Raw genomic sequence first — 13,350 nt, 5'->3', positions numbered from 1 at the left:
AACCTTAGCTGTAGCTGCTTGGATCACTATTGGACTGTATTTTCCCTCCAAATTGCTCGTTAAATTCTCTCTGAAGCCTTTGCTCGAATTGTTCTTGTGTTTCTCGTTGATACTGTCCGTTACCTGTGGTGCTAGCTGATTGATTGTTTGCATGATTGTTCCCTGTATTCTGATTGTTCATCTGGTGGTATCTGGCTATTGAGTCGTCGCATCGTTTGTCACTACTGATTGCGTTCTTAATCAACACTTGTCCGTTTTGCTGATGCCATTCACTCTTGATCACACTTAGCATTGCCATCTGAATTTCTGCTACTGTGAAGTTCTTCAACCTCGCTTTTACTGTTGCCAACCAAACACTAGACTTAACGTCTGCTGATTTAGATTTACCGTGATTGTTATTCCAAAAACTAATCAAACTTTCAGCTTGGTTATCCAATTCTTTTTTAGCTAACTTAGCTTGTGTTTTTTTACAAACGTCATAGCTTTTTAAAATTGCATAACCCTGTATATATATAAAAGGGATAGGGTAATGGTTTAGGTTATAGTGTGTGTGAACTGAGTTCACCAGTTGATATGAACTGAGTTCACTAGTTTTGGAACTGAGTTCACTAGTTGCTTTTTTGTCTTGTGAACTGAGTTCACTAGTTGATATGCTGGCATAAGCTTCAATTGCACTCATTTTTATGCTAATCGTGTTAGTCTTTCTATCCTGTTTTAGCAGAAAAATAAGACCTTTTTTGCTCAAGCTTTTGAGTGAATTTATAACGCCCTTATTACTCATCCCCAGCTCTTCTTGAAACTGAGAAATAGATATCCTGTCTGTAGTTTTCTTCCAGTCGATTGTTTTATCGAATATCACATCCAATACCAAAAACTCAGCTGGAGTTAGTCGAGCTTTATGACGTAAACGCCCCCACCATTTAGGCTTGGCTGTAAATCTCTCCATTTGGTAAACCTCTTTTCTAACGGTGTTCATTACGCCACCTCGCTACTAAAATTTTCGATGACCCATGCCTCGCCTTTGGTGGTAAATAGTGCTTGTGGATAGCCGCTAGCCGTTTGTTTCATTTCACCCAAGCCTTTCTCTACAAACCAACTGCTAAACGTCTTGGAGCGTTTAATACGCTGGTCATAAACATTGGCCACTGATAGCGCCTTATTTAATCTTTGGGCTGTCATACCTATCTTTGATGCAACCTGGGTAGCGTTTAATAGTGTTTTACGCTCCACCACTCGGTCATAGTGTTCAATCTTGGGCTTGGCTAATTCCAGTTGTTTTGCTTGGTCCGCTGCTAGCTGTAAAGCCTCAGCAAAAGTTTGTGGCACCCTAGCCACCCTAGCCTGATTGCTTAAAAGCCTTTTTTCGCAATCAATGAAATACTGTCTGGCTTGCTTGCCCTTTTCTGAGCGCTGGATCATTGACACTTCTTTTGCCATATCTACTGACATCAAATAATCCTGAAGCTCTTGTCCGGCAGGGGCGTACCAAAATGTACACCCTAAATAATCCAAATTTTCTTCAAATCCATACTCAACCATTCGGCCAAACCACTTGGAGAAGCGCTCATTTCCACCTAAAAACTGATAAAGCTCTCTGGCTGATACTGCTTGTTGTAAATCTTTGTTTTCTTGAATAGCTGGTAGTTTCATGTCATAATTCCTTACGTTAGTTTTCCGATAAAAGTTAATTAACACGCCTCTGATAATTCGCAGTTATCAGAGGTTTTTTATTTTGTAGGTTATTTCATAAAACCCTACTTTCGGCAGCCAGACTCGCTCGCTTTTAATAAGCATCCCAGTGCGTCTTAGGTAGGAAATAGTGGTGATAAGCCGCTTCCTTTCTCTTAAATTCAAACCCGCTGTTGTAACTTGACCACATTCAACAAACCGATTCATTACATCTTGCTTTAAGTATTTCCTTGGTTTGACACTCTCTTCGACTAGCTCATTTTTATTATCTGGGAGCTTGTACGAGTATCTAGCTGCATGACCGCTCATCAACTTAAACCCCCTCTGCTCTAGTCGTCTGCGCACGTATTCTTTGTTCCGAATATGCTCAAAACTTGCCAGCGATATCTGCACGCCTGCCACCAACTCTGTGCCAAGCTCATCTTCGATAATCTGATCAACTGTCTTTTGCAAAGGATGAGTAATTTTTATAGCCATTACTTCTTATCTCCACCGCTAAAAATAATGTCGATAAAATCAGGGCTATTTACGCTCGTGCGTAGCATAGTGGCCATTGCCTGGGCCATGTCTCGGTCACAGTAAACGGCATCCCTATCTGTCAGTTTTATACCGAGCACGGCAGCAATTGAAGCAAAGAGCTCAAGGTCACCCTTCCCGTCTGTCGTGTCTTTCAAACGACTCATCTTGCTTTCAGTAACACCAACAATTTCGGCAACTGTTTTTTGACCAACATCTGCAAGTCGCTGCAATAAAATGCGATGGTTCTCTCGTGCGGTTTCACGCAATTCATCTGATAATGCATATATCGGGGTGTGGCACATGATTAAGCCTCCTCGGTTTGTGGTTTAAATTTATGTTCAGGTTTAAGTGCTTTGAGCTGGTATTCGCGCAATTCAGGTATTTGATCTTCTTCCCATTGAGATACAGCAGCATGAGAAATACCCAAAAGCTCTGCCAGCTTATTGACAGACCCATTCGCGTAACTTAAAGCTTCTTCTTTAGACATAGCCATAAAGTTTCCTTTGGTTCTCAAAAAGTAAGTTTAGTTACCTATTAAAGCACAGAAAACTTACCTTATCAACTGGTAAGATAACTTACCAATAAAAGTAATAGGAATATTTGAAATGCAAACTTTAGGGCAACGTCTTTTTAATCTGAGAAAGAGTAAAAAACTTTCTCGTGATGCCTTGGGGGCTAAGATTGGCGTGTCTAAAACCGCTATTAAAAACTGGGAGGAAGACTCTAACTTCCCAAAACATGAGTTTATAGATGGACTATCAAAAGTATTCGGATGTTCAATAGGCTATCTTGTTGATGGCATACCAGATGGCGACAACTTCAAAGTAGTATCAAATGAAAATATACGAAGAGTACCAGTCCTAAACTATGTCCAGGCCGGTGAGTTTTGTGAGTATTACGATGATGCAGTCTCTGATGTATTTGAACCTGTTATTGGCGAGTATGGTGCTCACGTTTACTGGGTAATTATTGAAGGTCTGAGCATGATGCCGGACTTTAATTCAGGCGATATGGTGCTTGTAGATCCAGATATTCAGCCTACGCCAGGTGATTATGTTATTGCGTTAAGGAATGGTCACAAAGAAGTGACTTTTAAGAAATGGCGCCCACGTGGGTTTGATGATGATGGCGTTGAATATTCAGAGTTAGTGCCGTTGAATCCAGATTTCCCTGTGATTGATAGTAGACATGCCCCTTTTGCAGTTTGTGGCGTGGCTATTGAGCATAAGAAAAAACTTAGATAACAAGGAGGCTGTCATGCCAGACTGGCATTTTGGGTATGCTTTCTATACAGATTAAAGGAACTTTAGGATGAAAGATAAGAAGATGCCTTATGCTTCTCACAGATGGACAGGAGATGAAGACTTAAGTGGTGTTAAAGATCAGTTTATCCCGAGTATAAAATTTTCAATCGCAAGGGTTGAGACTGTTTTGTCAACTGGAATTATTGATAAGCCGGGGCACCCTCTTTTTTACTCCGCTTTATTGAATATTTTAATTTCTACTAGAGATTTGATGCAAAAAAGATATTCCTTAGTTGGCTCTTGGGAAGAACATCAAGAGCTTTTTGAAAAAGTTAAGAAATTTAGAGACTGCTTGTGTCATAGCGATGACGAGAAAGTAGCAAATAAAGGAGTTTATTTTGAAATAGGTTGGCTGGCTGAAAACTATGATGTGGACAATCCTTATTGCAAGATAACTACCAATCCTTTGAGTGTCGAATTGCAAGATGGACCTTCAGATGATGTGGAATTATATGTTGGTGGCGATAGGTGCTGGGTGAAAAAAGATATCATAAAAGCCTACAGTCTTTTAAAGTCTTATTTTGAGGAGAATCTGAAAGATGACATCAAATTCCTCGAACGGTGTCTTGCGTATAATCAAATGAATCAAAATAGTAAGCAATGGCCTCAATAGGAAACCAGAATACGGCGATGAATCGGGATTGCCAAAAAACTGCCGGGCATATATCCAAGAAAGCGTCGATGCTTGGCGTAATGGCGTTCATAGCACTGAAGATACGATGGATGCTATTGAGCGTAACTGTGGGGTGTATGGGGATTTGTGGGGTAATTAATAAGGATATATTATGAAGAAGATGCTATTCATTACTATTTTAAGTGCACTAAGTACATCTGCATTCGCTGCTCCTACCTTTGATCATAGAGGTATTCAAAAAGGTGCAATTTCTGAAAATTGTTATCATGACCCCTGCAGTATTGCAAAGGTCATGAAATTTGAATTAATTGAAAATCAGCCTGGTTATCACCTCATTAAACTAAACGTTGTCGGTGGTAGACAGGCTTGGGGCTCTAAGAAAATCGTTTGGAATCATAACTCCCATAATTTATTTATAACTTGTTCTTTATCTTCACCTACTGTTCAAAATGGGGACCAAATCACAACACTGCCTATTAATACAGATATGGCAATGCCTGGCGTTCTGTATGGTGATGGCATACTTTATGCTCAAGCTTGTCATAATTTTGACGGTGATACTGTTAAGCTTGCCAAGAAGTACGGTTATAACGTCTCCGATTGGTAAAGATTTGATATTTAAAACTGGAGGCCTTATGTCTGTACCTTCTCATTTTCCTGCAGGCAACAAACTTTTCACTAGCAGAATGACATATAGAGAACTCTTCCAACATAACCTTTGATGTTTTAGGTGTGGCGATCGAGCATAAGAAGAAATTAGATACCACTATTTAATTTTGTTTTATCCGTTATTCATATAATATATTTCTTACGTTTGAACTTGTATTATGAAATTAGTTTTTTTCTGAATCTTAATACTTACCTAAGGTATATTTAATACATGATTGATAATAATGAACCTGACTCTTTAATTGTAAGGTTAGTAAAATGGTTAGAGGTAAATTTATTTGATTTTTTTAAATTCATAGAAGCTCCAGTTCTTTTCATTGTAGGTCTTACGCTAACATCATCCATGCAATCTCTTCAGAAGATTATAAGACAAGAAAATATTCCCCTCAGTACCATTTTATACAATAAATCTTTTTATGTTTTATTAGCTTTTATAACTTTATATCCAATACTTACATGCAGGCATATTAAAAAAAGAAATTCTGAAAAACTCAAACTGAAAGAATTAGACCATGATAATAATAATCTAAACTCTAAATTGAAAGAAAAAAATATTATTATTAATGAGGTAAAGGAATATTTAAATGAAGCACAAGAGGCAATTTCTGACCTAAAAATCGAGCATCTAGCTGATGCTAGAAATATAACTTCAAGGTTTCTGGCATTTATCTCTTCAAATTTAAAATTTACTGTAAACGAAAGAATATCTCTATATATGCATGTAGAAGTGGATAATAACGATAATGAACAAGAATTCTTACATATCTTTGGTCGGCATAGTGATAATATTGAATTCAAAAAGATTAACAGACTTAGATTTCAAAAGGACCAGGGCGTTATAGGCAAGGCTTTTATTGATGTAGAAATAAACTCTCAGACTATTTATTTGAGTGGCGATGATAGTGAGTATTTAGCTCAAACTAAGGAATTAGGTATAAACAAAGAAGTCACTAGAAATTTTAATATGAAAAGCAGAAGCTTTTATCCTTATATAATTACTGAAAATCTAGGTACAAGAATCGGCGTACTTCTCTGTGAAAGCACTACAGTGGATAAAGACTTTAATTTAGAAGAAGTAAATAATTTTTTAGAGAGTCATGAGGGTATCCTTATCGAGCTGTTAAAATATAACCATTCTATATTAAAGAAAACTATTGTTAACGAGGATAAATTATGAATACACTTAATAATCTAATAAGGTATATTTGTGCTGTTTATCCGCATTCTCATGAACTGTCAAATGCAAGACTAACAAAATTGATTTATTTAGCAGATTGGGAGTCTATTAAAGCAACTGGGAACCAAGTTACTGATATATACTGGTACTTTGATAATTATGGTCCTTTCGTACACAATGTATATGAAGTAGCTAATGAGGATCCTGAAATTGAAATAGTTAAGACACAAACAATTTATGGCACTCCTAAAGTCATGTTTCGCTATGAAGGTGATATACCTGATATAGATTCTAATCTTAAAAAGATTTTAGACTCTGTTATTGAGAATACAAAAAATTTGTATTGGAATGATTTCATTAAATATGTCTATTCTACTCCTCCCATAGCAGGTTCTAATAGATATACATTCTTAAAGCTTAATGATTTTGTAGACCAATCTTGTAAATACCCCACTCTTAACACAACATCCTCGCTGAATAATTAAAGCCGCCTCTCTGGCGGTTTTTTTATGCCCGCAATTCGAGAAGCAAAATCCTTTGTTTCTTAAAAAACACAAAATGATGTGAACGAAGCCGCCTTGAGGGCGGTTTTTTTGTCCTTGTAAATTAAAAAGTAACTTTTCTTACTTTCCTTCTTGACATAAAAGGTAAGTTAAGTTACCTTATAAACATCAGCAACAAAGACAAGCAATCAGACGATGATGCTTTGATTATTTAAAAACATGATTAAAGGCTAACAAATTACAGCCGATTCAAGTAGTCGGCTGTTGTGTGTTAACCAAAGGTCTATGACCACAACCGAGGATAGAGATATGAACGGAAGAAAAGCAAGAGCGCTACGTAAGCAAGCGGTGGCTATATCAACCGAGCCAACTTCATACACTGAAAAGTTAATGAAAACGGTTTTTACCCCAGAAGGTAAGGCGATTAAGAAAATAACACGTAGTTTATCAAAAACTAGTCAGCGAGCTATATATCAGCAGCTTAAGAAGGAGTTTGCATGAGAAGCAAGTGGTTCAAATTTAAGTTATGGAATGGCGAAGGTTGTATGTATGTAGAAGATGACAATGCAATTAGAGCTGTTAAAAATGTCATTAAAGCGCGTAAACAGAAATACAGAGTGGTTGGCTTTACGGTCAATCTACCCTTTTAGGTGCAGCAATAGCTAGTAAGTCATAGCCGTTTTAATCGACGGCTATCGCGTACTAACTAAACAGTCACCCACAAAAAATCCCCTCCGACTACCACATCAAAAGGGGCCTCACTCACTTAAGAGAGGTAAGCATTATGACAGCAATTTTAGAAAAACTCAAGTTGGACCTTGGTTATGACTACGAAATTAACGAAGGTTATCGCAAGAAGACTGGCTTCTTCTTCTTCGAACAAGGTTATGACTTGATTCAAGTTGGCTTCAAATCAGACGAACATGGCAATGTAAAAAGCCTGGAAGTTATTGAAGCATTAAAAGACGGTGAAGAGCCAATGCAGTTCGAAATCACTGACGAGATCTTCAACATCATGCGTGACCAAATCGAGCCAATGCTATGGGGTGAAGAGCCTTATGAAGAGCGCGACAGTATGGGCTCACTTGGTTTCACAAATTCTGATTTTTTATACGGTTAAGGGGATGGTGATGGAAAAGTTATATCGAGTCAGCTACATCGACCAAGGGGCGTACATTACTGAGTACGTCTATGGGGAAACAATCATGCAAGCACGCGGTCACATCATTCATAGCTTGAAGCGCTGGGTAGATTTTCAAGAAGTCGTTGAAGTTAGCGAGGTGGACGCATGATGAAGGCATTAGCTACAGCCCTATTAGCAGCCATTGTAGGTGGCTGCTCAACCCATGTAGCGCTGCTTGCGCTAGACAAAGAACAAAGCAATCAGCAGCAGTACATCGATAACTACGACTACGAAATGTCCTTAATGGAGGCAAAAGATTATGAGTAATTTAGCAATATTAGAAAGCTTTAAAAAGTACGCATCAAACCTTGCGCTTAGCACCAAAAACATGAGCCGTGAAGAATGGTTAACGACTCGTCAAACCGGTATTGGTGGCAGTGATATATCAGCAATTATGGGTGTTAACCCCTACGCTACCGCCTACGATGTTTATGTCAGCAAAACGCAGCCAGTTGAAGATACCGCCGGCGAACCTGCTTACTGGGGCACCACCTTAGAACCAGTGGTCGCTACTGAGTTTGCCAAGCGTAACGACCTTAAGATCCAAAACGTTAACTTTATGATGCGTCATCCGGTCCATAAATTTGCAGTGGCCAACATTGACCGCGCTGTTATCAATCCAGAGATTAGCGGCAACGTTAGATTTAAAGACGGCAAGCTTACTACCGATACTATCTTAGAGATTAAGACAGCATCTGAGTACGTCGCTAAAGACTGGGGTGATGAAGAGTCTGATCAAGTACCTGATCAGTATATGTGTCAAGCGCAGTGGTATATGGGCGTGACTGATACCCAAGTTTGCTACATGGCTGTTTTAATCGGTGGTAACAAGTACCGTCAGTATCGCATCGAGCGCAATCAAGAGTTAATCGATGTGCTGTTTGAAGTGGCCGAAGACTTTTGGGTTAACAATGTATTAGCAGGTGTACCACCGGAGCCAACCACGCTTCAAAACGCTAAGAATAAGTACCCCACTCATAACCCTGATACTGTAATTGATGTAAACATTGATAGTGATGAAGTGAAAGTGTTCAACGAGTACGTAGAACTGAAAGAAGCTGAAAAGCTACTTAAAAAGCAGATTGAAGCTGCTCAAACCAAGCTTATTTGCACGATTGGTGACAATGAAGCCTTGGCAATCGATGGTGATATTGCAGTGACATATAAGGCTCAGGTCAGCAACCGATTTGATAGCAATAGCTTTAAAAAAGATATGCCTGAACTTGCTGCCAAGTACGTCAAACAGTCAGCCAGCCGTGTGATGCGAATCAAATAATCATTAAATAAGGAATAAAACAATGAATAACTTACCTCAACAAACTCAATCATCTGGTTTTATCAACCCTCAAAACTATCAAGAAGCCTGGCAGTTTAGCGAAATGTTAGCAGCATCTGAAATGGTGCCCAAGAACTTCAAAGGTAAACCGGCTGATATTTTAATCGCCATGCAAATGGGTAGCGAGATTGGCTTAAAACCCCTGCAATCACTGCAAAATATCGCTGTAGTTAATGGCCGTCCTACCATCTGGGGTGATGCAGTAGTGGCCATTTGCCAAAGCTCAGGAATGCTTGAAGATATCACTGAAGAAGTTACAGATGAATATGCAACGGTCACTGTTAAGCGAATTGGCCAAGAGCCCCACAGCGTAACCTTTAGTATGCAAGACGCTAAAAAAGCAGGGTTGGCTGGTAAACAAGGTCCCTGGACTCAGTACCCCAAGCGCATGATGAAAAACCGTGCACGTGCTTACGCTCTACGTGACAAGTTCGCTGACGTGCTAAGTGGCTTTGGGATCACTGAAGAAGAGAAAGACCGTGCGATTGACGTTACTCCAGCCAAGCCGGTTAAAACCAAAAACGCCGGTGCCTCTGCCCTCCTTGAGCGTGTCAAAGCAAAGGCGGCAACAGTTGAAGCGCCGGCTATTGAGTATTTTGATACCACCCAATTAATCAACCTCATTGGCCAAGCTGAAGACTTAGAGCAAATTAATGGTATCGGCAAAGAAATTAAAGAAATGTCTGAAGATACAGATATCAACATCAAAAATGATGACTTGGAAGCTCTACGTAAAACTTGGAAAGATAAGAAGCTGGAGCTTGAGTACGCCAATCTTATGAATAACATCAAATCATGCCAGTCATTAGATGACGTTGAGCGTATGCGCGGTGTGATTGAAGACAAGTCTGGTGACTTTGCACAGCCTGATTTACAGCTACTTAGCGACACGCTAGATATGATTGCTGAAGAAATTGGTGCTGAGGGTTAATCATGGACCTGTTAATGAACCGCCGATTCGCTAATGCATCTGAATTTGAATTGATAGCGTTGGCAACAGATGAGGGTTATGACTCACTAGCTTACGCTTTAGCCTGTCGGCTGGAGCGTAACTTAAACCCCGAAGAGTCCGGACAACTCAGAAAATTACAAGATGAAAATCATGATCTATCTTATGAGATAGATGAGCTAGAGTTTAGGGTTTGTGCGCTCGAACAAGAGCTTGCGAGTATGGCCGGCAACGAAGAGCGTCTAAAGGAGCTAGTCAGTCGAGCCAGCCGAGCTGTTAACAGTAGCTTGGCTTTGTTTAAGGAGGATTAATTCATGCTAATACAAACAAATCAATCATTGCCACGTAAGCCCAGCATACCAGTTGAGCTTGTCGAAGCCTGGCTTGCTGATCACCCCGAAAAACAAGCTGAAAGCTTAACAGGTAAAGTTTCAAGAAAAAACTATGGTTCTATTGATCCAGAAAGAGCTATCAATAATCAGCGCAAGGCCATTGAGCGTGACAAGCGTATAAGCGCCGAGCTTGCAAGAATAGCAAGACGGGAGAAGCGCAAATGAATAGGTACAGATGTGAAGCAGAAAAAAGCCGTTATTCAAATATTGGCCAACAATGGGAAAAGGCTGTTTGGTTTACTCATGAAGACGACAAGCATTTAATGCAAGAAAAAATAATGGTGTTTTTAGGTAGTCGGTTTTCATTTATGACTATCTACAAAAATGGCAAGTGTTTAAAAAGCACTATTAAATTGGGTAGTAATCAAATAGCTGAAATCATGGATAGCAGTACAACGATTGCTGATGTGTTTGAGTATTGCAGAGAGCATTTTTGCAGGGATTTAGCGCCAGCTAAGCGAAGCGCTAAACCTGCAAAAGCAGATGATCAATTAGATATGTTTGGAGTATTAGCATGAATTTAGTTAGAGAGTCGATGATTCAAACAGCTGGTGTGCTCAGTAGACGCCAGCGAGATGAACTGCCAGTCAGGCCTCTACAATGGCATTATCAGAATGCAAATCCTTTTGATGATACTCGCATTGTTGCCAAAGGCCCTACTCACTTATATGTGATATTGGATGACATTAATGGTAAGTATTTAGTTAAAAAAACCCGTCTATCAGATAGCCACACTGACCATTGCGGTGGATTTGCTTGTATTGATAGCGCCAAAGTGTTTATTAACGAACACTATGAAGACAACATGGCACCGTGGGTTTATTCAATTGATGAAATAAACGGAGGATCTAAAGATGTCAGATGATAATGTCGCTGTAGTCGAGATTGACTGGGTGAGCGCACCAAAGTTCGAAGAGCTGACCGGCATACCCAGAAGTCGGTTTTATGATTTACGAAAAGATAGTTGGAAGCAAGGTGAAGTCTGGGTTAAAGTTGACAATCGAATCTATTACTCAGTAACTGGATTTAACAAATGGCTAAATCAACAAGCAAAAAACTGCCAACAGGAGTGCGAATCCGCACCGGCAGTGTCCAAATCTACTTTGAGCGACGCAAACAGCGGTACAACATCACGCTCCCACACCCGCCGACTGCGGAAGGTATCGCTGCAGCCTCTAAAATTAGAGCTGAATTAGCAACAAAAGCCGAATGGGGCATCTTAACCGATGCCGACATCAATGCCGCCAAGGGTTATCAAGCTGAATCGATAGTTACTAGCGGCGTTCTTTTTCAAGAAGTCGCACAAAAGTATCTTAAGCACTGCGAAGCCAATACTGACTCTAAGAAAGATTACTTATCAGCTCTTAATAAGCACTGGATGCCCTACTTTGCCTTGTCTCGTATTGATGAAATCACCAGTGACCAGATTAAAGATGCTATTGCCGACAGGGGTTTTAAAACTGATAAGACCTTAAATAATTGCTTGGTACCACTTCGCGGGGTTTTTGATAAAGCCGTTGAAATGAAGTTGATTGACCAAAGCTACAACCCTATGTCTGACATCAATAACAAGAAAGTGCAGACGGGGTTGCCGGACCCATTCAACAGAGATGAGATGAATGCGCTACTGACCTGGCTTGATAAGAATCTTGATGGTGATGAGCATTTTTATTATTGGTATTTTGAGGTGGCGTTTTGGACGGGGTGCCGACCCAGTGAATTGCTTGCTCTGAGATGGTCAGATATAGACTGGTTTAATGGGTCTATTATCATCAATAAAACGAGGGTGCGCGGTGTTGAGAAAAGCGTCACTAAAACTCATACAGTGCGTGAAGTGTATCTTAACGACAGAAGCAAAGCAGCGTTTGAAGCGCTACAAGCACTAAAGCTTGATAATGATTATGTGATGATATGCCCTGAGACTAGCCAGCCATTTTTTAATGAAAAACCGCCACGACTAAGAATCAGTAGAGCTATGGAAGCGTGTCGCATTAGAAAGCGCCCAGCATATAACGCCAGGCACACCTATGCTACTATGCTATTGATGGATGGAGTGAATCCAGTGTTTGTTGCTAATCAACTAGGCCACAGTATTCAGATGCTTATGAAAAGATACGGCCGCTGGATTCATGGTGATAAGAATAAGATTGAGATGAGTAAGCTTAGGACGGATTAATCTGTGACGTGATTTTTGACGTGCTATCACGTCAAACAGTCCGATGTAATCTGACAACCAAAAATCAAAAGCCTTATGTTTCAAGGCTTCTTGTCGGATTGTGTCAGACTGCATAAGCTCGTAGCGGGTTCAACTCCCGCCATCTCCACCAAATATTTTATTAAAAAAAGCCACTTATAGTTAAGTGGCTTTTTTTATGCCTGTTTTAACAGCTCAAAGTAGTCAACAAACTCTTATCTAAGTTATAAATGTTGGTCTATTTGTTGGTATTGAAATAAGTCATATCGAAAGATACCAACACAAAGCATTTCCAGACTCATTAGACTTCTAGCTCTATCCTATCTATACTCACTTGCACATATTTTAAAGATCAGGTGACGTATGAAACCCATCACATTATTTACCTTAGTGCTAACCGCTACCGTGTTAATGGCAAGCTTTTATATGATTAACGCTAGTAGAGTTCAGTCCGTCCCTGAAGCCTTAGCTTGTAATGCCTCTGAGCAAAACGATATTGTACTTTATAGTGCCGTTTGGTGTGGCTACTGCAAGCAGACCAAACAATTATTAGCCAAACATAATGTGAATTATTGCGAATACGACATAGAAAGGTCCGCTGAAGGCTATGAGCAGTTCAAAATGCTAGGTGGCCAAGCTGTGCCCTTATTACAGTTTAATGGCTCAACCATTCATGGCTATAACAAGTCGTTAATCGAAAACCATATTCGAAATCAATAAATCCTAACTAGCTTAGAACCAAAAAAGCCATCAAGTTTATTCAATAAACCTGATGGCTTTATCTACTCATTCAGAGCAACT

At 39.7% G+C, this 13,350-nt stretch carries 24 protein-coding genes; 19 read left to right on the top strand and 5 right to left on the bottom strand.

The annotated features are described in order from the left end of the window. Positions 1-4: 4 nt before the first annotated feature. The 5 genes from B3S92_RS00965 to B3S92_RS00945 all read right to left on the bottom strand — a co-directional run bounded on the left by B3S92_RS00965 (position 5) and on the right by B3S92_RS00945 (position 2,701). Complete coding sequence (locus B3S92_RS00965) at positions 5-976, bottom strand: replication protein (protein ID WP_296201942.1); 972 nt, start codon at positions 974-976, stop codon at positions 5-7. Continuing rightward, complete coding sequence (locus B3S92_RS00960; RefSeq protein WP_296201940.1) at positions 976-1,650, bottom strand: antA/AntB antirepressor family protein; 675 nt, start codon at positions 1,648-1,650, stop codon at positions 976-978. The genes B3S92_RS00965 and B3S92_RS00960 overlap by 1 nt, the downstream gene beginning before the upstream one ends. 66 nt (positions 1,651-1,716) lie before the next feature. Beyond that, positions 1,717-2,166 (bottom strand): hypothetical protein, encoded by a 450-nt coding sequence (locus B3S92_RS00955; RefSeq protein ID WP_296201938.1) that lies wholly within the window; start codon positions 2,164-2,166, stop codon positions 1,717-1,719. Continuing rightward, entirely contained in the window at positions 2,166-2,510 is a 345-nt protein-coding gene (locus B3S92_RS00950) for a CII family transcriptional regulator (protein ID WP_051584328.1), read from the bottom strand. Before B3S92_RS00950 ends, B3S92_RS00955 begins: the two co-directional genes overlap by 1 nt. A gap of 2 nt (positions 2,511-2,512) precedes the next feature. Then, positions 2,513-2,701: a Cro/CI family transcriptional regulator gene (locus B3S92_RS00945; RefSeq protein WP_320157887.1), complete on the bottom strand. Its 189-nt coding sequence runs from the start codon at positions 2,699-2,701 to the stop codon at positions 2,513-2,515. A 112-nt stretch (positions 2,702-2,813) separates the two neighbouring features. Between B3S92_RS00945 and B3S92_RS00940 the strand changes: the two genes are divergently transcribed. The 19 genes from B3S92_RS00940 to B3S92_RS00850 all read left to right on the top strand — a co-directional run bounded on the left by B3S92_RS00940 (position 2,814) and on the right by B3S92_RS00850 (position 13,269). Continuing rightward, positions 2,814-3,452 (top strand): LexA family protein, encoded by a 639-nt coding sequence (locus B3S92_RS00940; protein ID WP_296201935.1) that lies wholly within the window; start codon positions 2,814-2,816, stop codon positions 3,450-3,452. A 67-nt stretch (positions 3,453-3,519) separates the two neighbouring features. Then, positions 3,520-4,125 carry a hypothetical protein gene (locus B3S92_RS00935; protein WP_296201933.1) on the top strand — a complete coding sequence of 202 codons (606 nt, stop codon included), beginning with the start codon at positions 3,520-3,522 and terminating at the stop codon, positions 4,123-4,125. Positions 4,126-4,153: 28 nt separating this feature from the next. Continuing rightward, on the top strand, positions 4,154-4,285 hold the full coding sequence (locus B3S92_RS00930; RefSeq protein ID WP_296201931.1) for a hypothetical protein: 132 nt from the start codon (positions 4,154-4,156) through the stop codon (positions 4,283-4,285). A 12-nt stretch (positions 4,286-4,297) separates the two neighbouring features. After that, positions 4,298-4,753: a hypothetical protein gene (locus B3S92_RS00925; protein ID WP_296201929.1), complete on the top strand. Its 456-nt coding sequence runs from the start codon at positions 4,298-4,300 to the stop codon at positions 4,751-4,753. A gap of 273 nt (positions 4,754-5,026) precedes the next feature. Continuing rightward, entirely contained in the window at positions 5,027-5,992 is a 966-nt protein-coding gene (locus B3S92_RS00920; protein WP_296201928.1) for a hypothetical protein, read from the top strand. Further along, entirely contained in the window at positions 5,989-6,477 is a 489-nt protein-coding gene (locus B3S92_RS00915; protein WP_296201927.1) for a Panacea domain-containing protein, read from the top strand. The genes B3S92_RS00920 and B3S92_RS00915 overlap by 4 nt, the downstream gene beginning before the upstream one ends. A gap of 327 nt (positions 6,478-6,804) precedes the next feature. Continuing rightward, positions 6,805-6,996, top strand: coding sequence for a hypothetical protein (locus B3S92_RS00910; protein ID WP_296201926.1), 192 nt, complete (start codon positions 6,805-6,807; stop codon positions 6,994-6,996). Continuing rightward, entirely contained in the window at positions 6,993-7,145 is a 153-nt protein-coding gene (locus B3S92_RS00905) for a hypothetical protein (RefSeq protein ID WP_296201925.1), read from the top strand. Before B3S92_RS00910 ends, B3S92_RS00905 begins: the two co-directional genes overlap by 4 nt. Before the next feature lie 134 nt (positions 7,146-7,279). Next, on the top strand, positions 7,280-7,615 hold the full coding sequence (locus B3S92_RS00900; RefSeq protein WP_296201924.1) for a hypothetical protein: 336 nt from the start codon (positions 7,280-7,282) through the stop codon (positions 7,613-7,615). Positions 7,616-7,625: 10 nt separating this feature from the next. Further along, entirely contained in the window at positions 7,626-7,787 is a 162-nt protein-coding gene (locus tag B3S92_RS00895; RefSeq protein WP_296201923.1) for a hypothetical protein, read from the top strand. Further along, a complete protein-coding gene (locus B3S92_RS00890) occupies positions 7,784-7,945 on the top strand; it encodes a hypothetical protein (RefSeq protein WP_296201921.1) in 162 nt (53 codons plus the stop codon). The genes B3S92_RS00895 and B3S92_RS00890 overlap by 4 nt, the downstream gene beginning before the upstream one ends. Further along, complete coding sequence (locus tag B3S92_RS00885) at positions 7,938-8,954, top strand: YqaJ viral recombinase family protein (protein WP_296201919.1); 1,017 nt, start codon at positions 7,938-7,940, stop codon at positions 8,952-8,954. The genes B3S92_RS00890 and B3S92_RS00885 overlap by 8 nt, the downstream gene beginning before the upstream one ends. Before the next feature lie 22 nt (positions 8,955-8,976). Next, entirely contained in the window at positions 8,977-9,945 is a 969-nt protein-coding gene (locus tag B3S92_RS00880; RefSeq protein WP_296201917.1) for a transcriptional regulator, read from the top strand. A gap of 2 nt (positions 9,946-9,947) precedes the next feature. Further along, positions 9,948-10,274 (top strand): hypothetical protein, encoded by a 327-nt coding sequence (locus B3S92_RS00875; RefSeq protein WP_296201915.1) that lies wholly within the window; start codon positions 9,948-9,950, stop codon positions 10,272-10,274. 3 nt (positions 10,275-10,277) lie between these two features. After that, complete coding sequence (locus B3S92_RS00870) at positions 10,278-10,520, top strand: hypothetical protein (protein ID WP_296201913.1); 243 nt, start codon at positions 10,278-10,280, stop codon at positions 10,518-10,520. Next, on the top strand, positions 10,517-10,873 hold the full coding sequence (locus B3S92_RS00865; RefSeq protein WP_296201912.1) for a hypothetical protein: 357 nt from the start codon (positions 10,517-10,519) through the stop codon (positions 10,871-10,873). The genes B3S92_RS00870 and B3S92_RS00865 overlap by 4 nt, the downstream gene beginning before the upstream one ends. Next, on the top strand, positions 10,870-11,220 hold the full coding sequence (locus B3S92_RS00860) for a hypothetical protein (protein WP_296201911.1): 351 nt from the start codon (positions 10,870-10,872) through the stop codon (positions 11,218-11,220). Before B3S92_RS00865 ends, B3S92_RS00860 begins: the two co-directional genes overlap by 4 nt. Before the next feature lie 168 nt (positions 11,221-11,388). Then, complete coding sequence (locus tag B3S92_RS00855) at positions 11,389-12,531, top strand: site-specific integrase (protein ID WP_077448548.1); 1,143 nt, start codon at positions 11,389-11,391, stop codon at positions 12,529-12,531. A gap of 381 nt (positions 12,532-12,912) precedes the next feature. After that, on the top strand, positions 12,913-13,269 hold the full coding sequence (locus B3S92_RS00850) for a glutaredoxin family protein (RefSeq protein ID WP_296201909.1): 357 nt from the start codon (positions 12,913-12,915) through the stop codon (positions 13,267-13,269). Positions 13,270-13,350 lie beyond the last annotated feature (81 nt).

This window comes from Psychrobacter sp. UBA3962 (assembly GCF_002385225.1).
Classification (GTDB): domain Bacteria; phylum Pseudomonadota; class Gammaproteobacteria; order Pseudomonadales; family Moraxellaceae; genus Psychrobacter.
Note: the sequence above shows the minus strand (reverse complement) of the source record. Positions and strands in the feature narration are given on the sequence as shown.

Bases quoted from the DNA above. Each gene is read 5' to 3' on its own strand.
- B3S92_RS00935 (WP_296201933.1), top strand. From the start codon at position 3,520: ATGAAAGATAAGAAGATGCCTTATGCTTCTCACAGATGGACAGGAGAT.
- B3S92_RS00890 (WP_296201921.1), top strand. From the start codon at position 7,784: ATGATGAAGGCATTAGCTACAGCCCTATTAGCAGCCATTGTAGGTGGC.
- B3S92_RS00910 (WP_296201926.1), top strand. From the start codon at position 6,805: ATGAACGGAAGAAAAGCAAGAGCGCTACGTAAGCAAGCGGTGGCTATA.
- B3S92_RS00885 (WP_296201919.1), top strand. From the start codon at position 7,938: ATGAGTAATTTAGCAATATTAGAAAGCTTTAAAAAGTACGCATCAAAC.
- B3S92_RS00915 (WP_296201927.1), top strand. From the start codon at position 5,989: ATGAATACACTTAATAATCTAATAAGGTATATTTGTGCTGTTTATCCG.
- B3S92_RS00860 (WP_296201911.1), top strand. From the start codon at position 10,870: ATGAATTTAGTTAGAGAGTCGATGATTCAAACAGCTGGTGTGCTCAGT.
- B3S92_RS00945 (WP_320157887.1), bottom strand. From the start codon at position 2,701: ATGGCTATGTCTAAAGAAGAAGCTTTAAGTTACGCGAATGGGTCTGTC.
- B3S92_RS00925 (WP_296201929.1), top strand. From the start codon at position 4,298: ATGAAGAAGATGCTATTCATTACTATTTTAAGTGCACTAAGTACATCT.
- B3S92_RS00875 (WP_296201915.1), top strand. From the start codon at position 9,948: ATGGACCTGTTAATGAACCGCCGATTCGCTAATGCATCTGAATTTGAA.
- B3S92_RS00950 (WP_051584328.1), bottom strand. From the start codon at position 2,510: ATGTGCCACACCCCGATATATGCATTATCAGATGAATTGCGTGAAACC.
- B3S92_RS00855 (WP_077448548.1), top strand. From the start codon at position 11,389: ATGGCTAAATCAACAAGCAAAAAACTGCCAACAGGAGTGCGAATCCGC.
- B3S92_RS00920 (WP_296201928.1), top strand. From the start codon at position 5,027: ATGATTGATAATAATGAACCTGACTCTTTAATTGTAAGGTTAGTAAAA.
- B3S92_RS00850 (WP_296201909.1), top strand. From the start codon at position 12,913: ATGAAACCCATCACATTATTTACCTTAGTGCTAACCGCTACCGTGTTA.
- B3S92_RS00965 (WP_296201942.1), bottom strand. From the start codon at position 976: ATGAACACCGTTAGAAAAGAGGTTTACCAAATGGAGAGATTTACAGCC.
- B3S92_RS00870 (WP_296201913.1), top strand. From the start codon at position 10,278: ATGCTAATACAAACAAATCAATCATTGCCACGTAAGCCCAGCATACCA.
- B3S92_RS00955 (WP_296201938.1), bottom strand. From the start codon at position 2,166: ATGGCTATAAAAATTACTCATCCTTTGCAAAAGACAGTTGATCAGATT.
- B3S92_RS00960 (WP_296201940.1), bottom strand. From the start codon at position 1,650: ATGAAACTACCAGCTATTCAAGAAAACAAAGATTTACAACAAGCAGTA.
- B3S92_RS00880 (WP_296201917.1), top strand. From the start codon at position 8,977: ATGAATAACTTACCTCAACAAACTCAATCATCTGGTTTTATCAACCCT.
- B3S92_RS00895 (WP_296201923.1), top strand. From the start codon at position 7,626: ATGGAAAAGTTATATCGAGTCAGCTACATCGACCAAGGGGCGTACATT.
- B3S92_RS00905 (WP_296201925.1), top strand. From the start codon at position 6,993: ATGAGAAGCAAGTGGTTCAAATTTAAGTTATGGAATGGCGAAGGTTGT.
- B3S92_RS00900 (WP_296201924.1), top strand. From the start codon at position 7,280: ATGACAGCAATTTTAGAAAAACTCAAGTTGGACCTTGGTTATGACTAC.
- B3S92_RS00865 (WP_296201912.1), top strand. From the start codon at position 10,517: ATGAATAGGTACAGATGTGAAGCAGAAAAAAGCCGTTATTCAAATATT.
- B3S92_RS00940 (WP_296201935.1), top strand. From the start codon at position 2,814: ATGCAAACTTTAGGGCAACGTCTTTTTAATCTGAGAAAGAGTAAAAAA.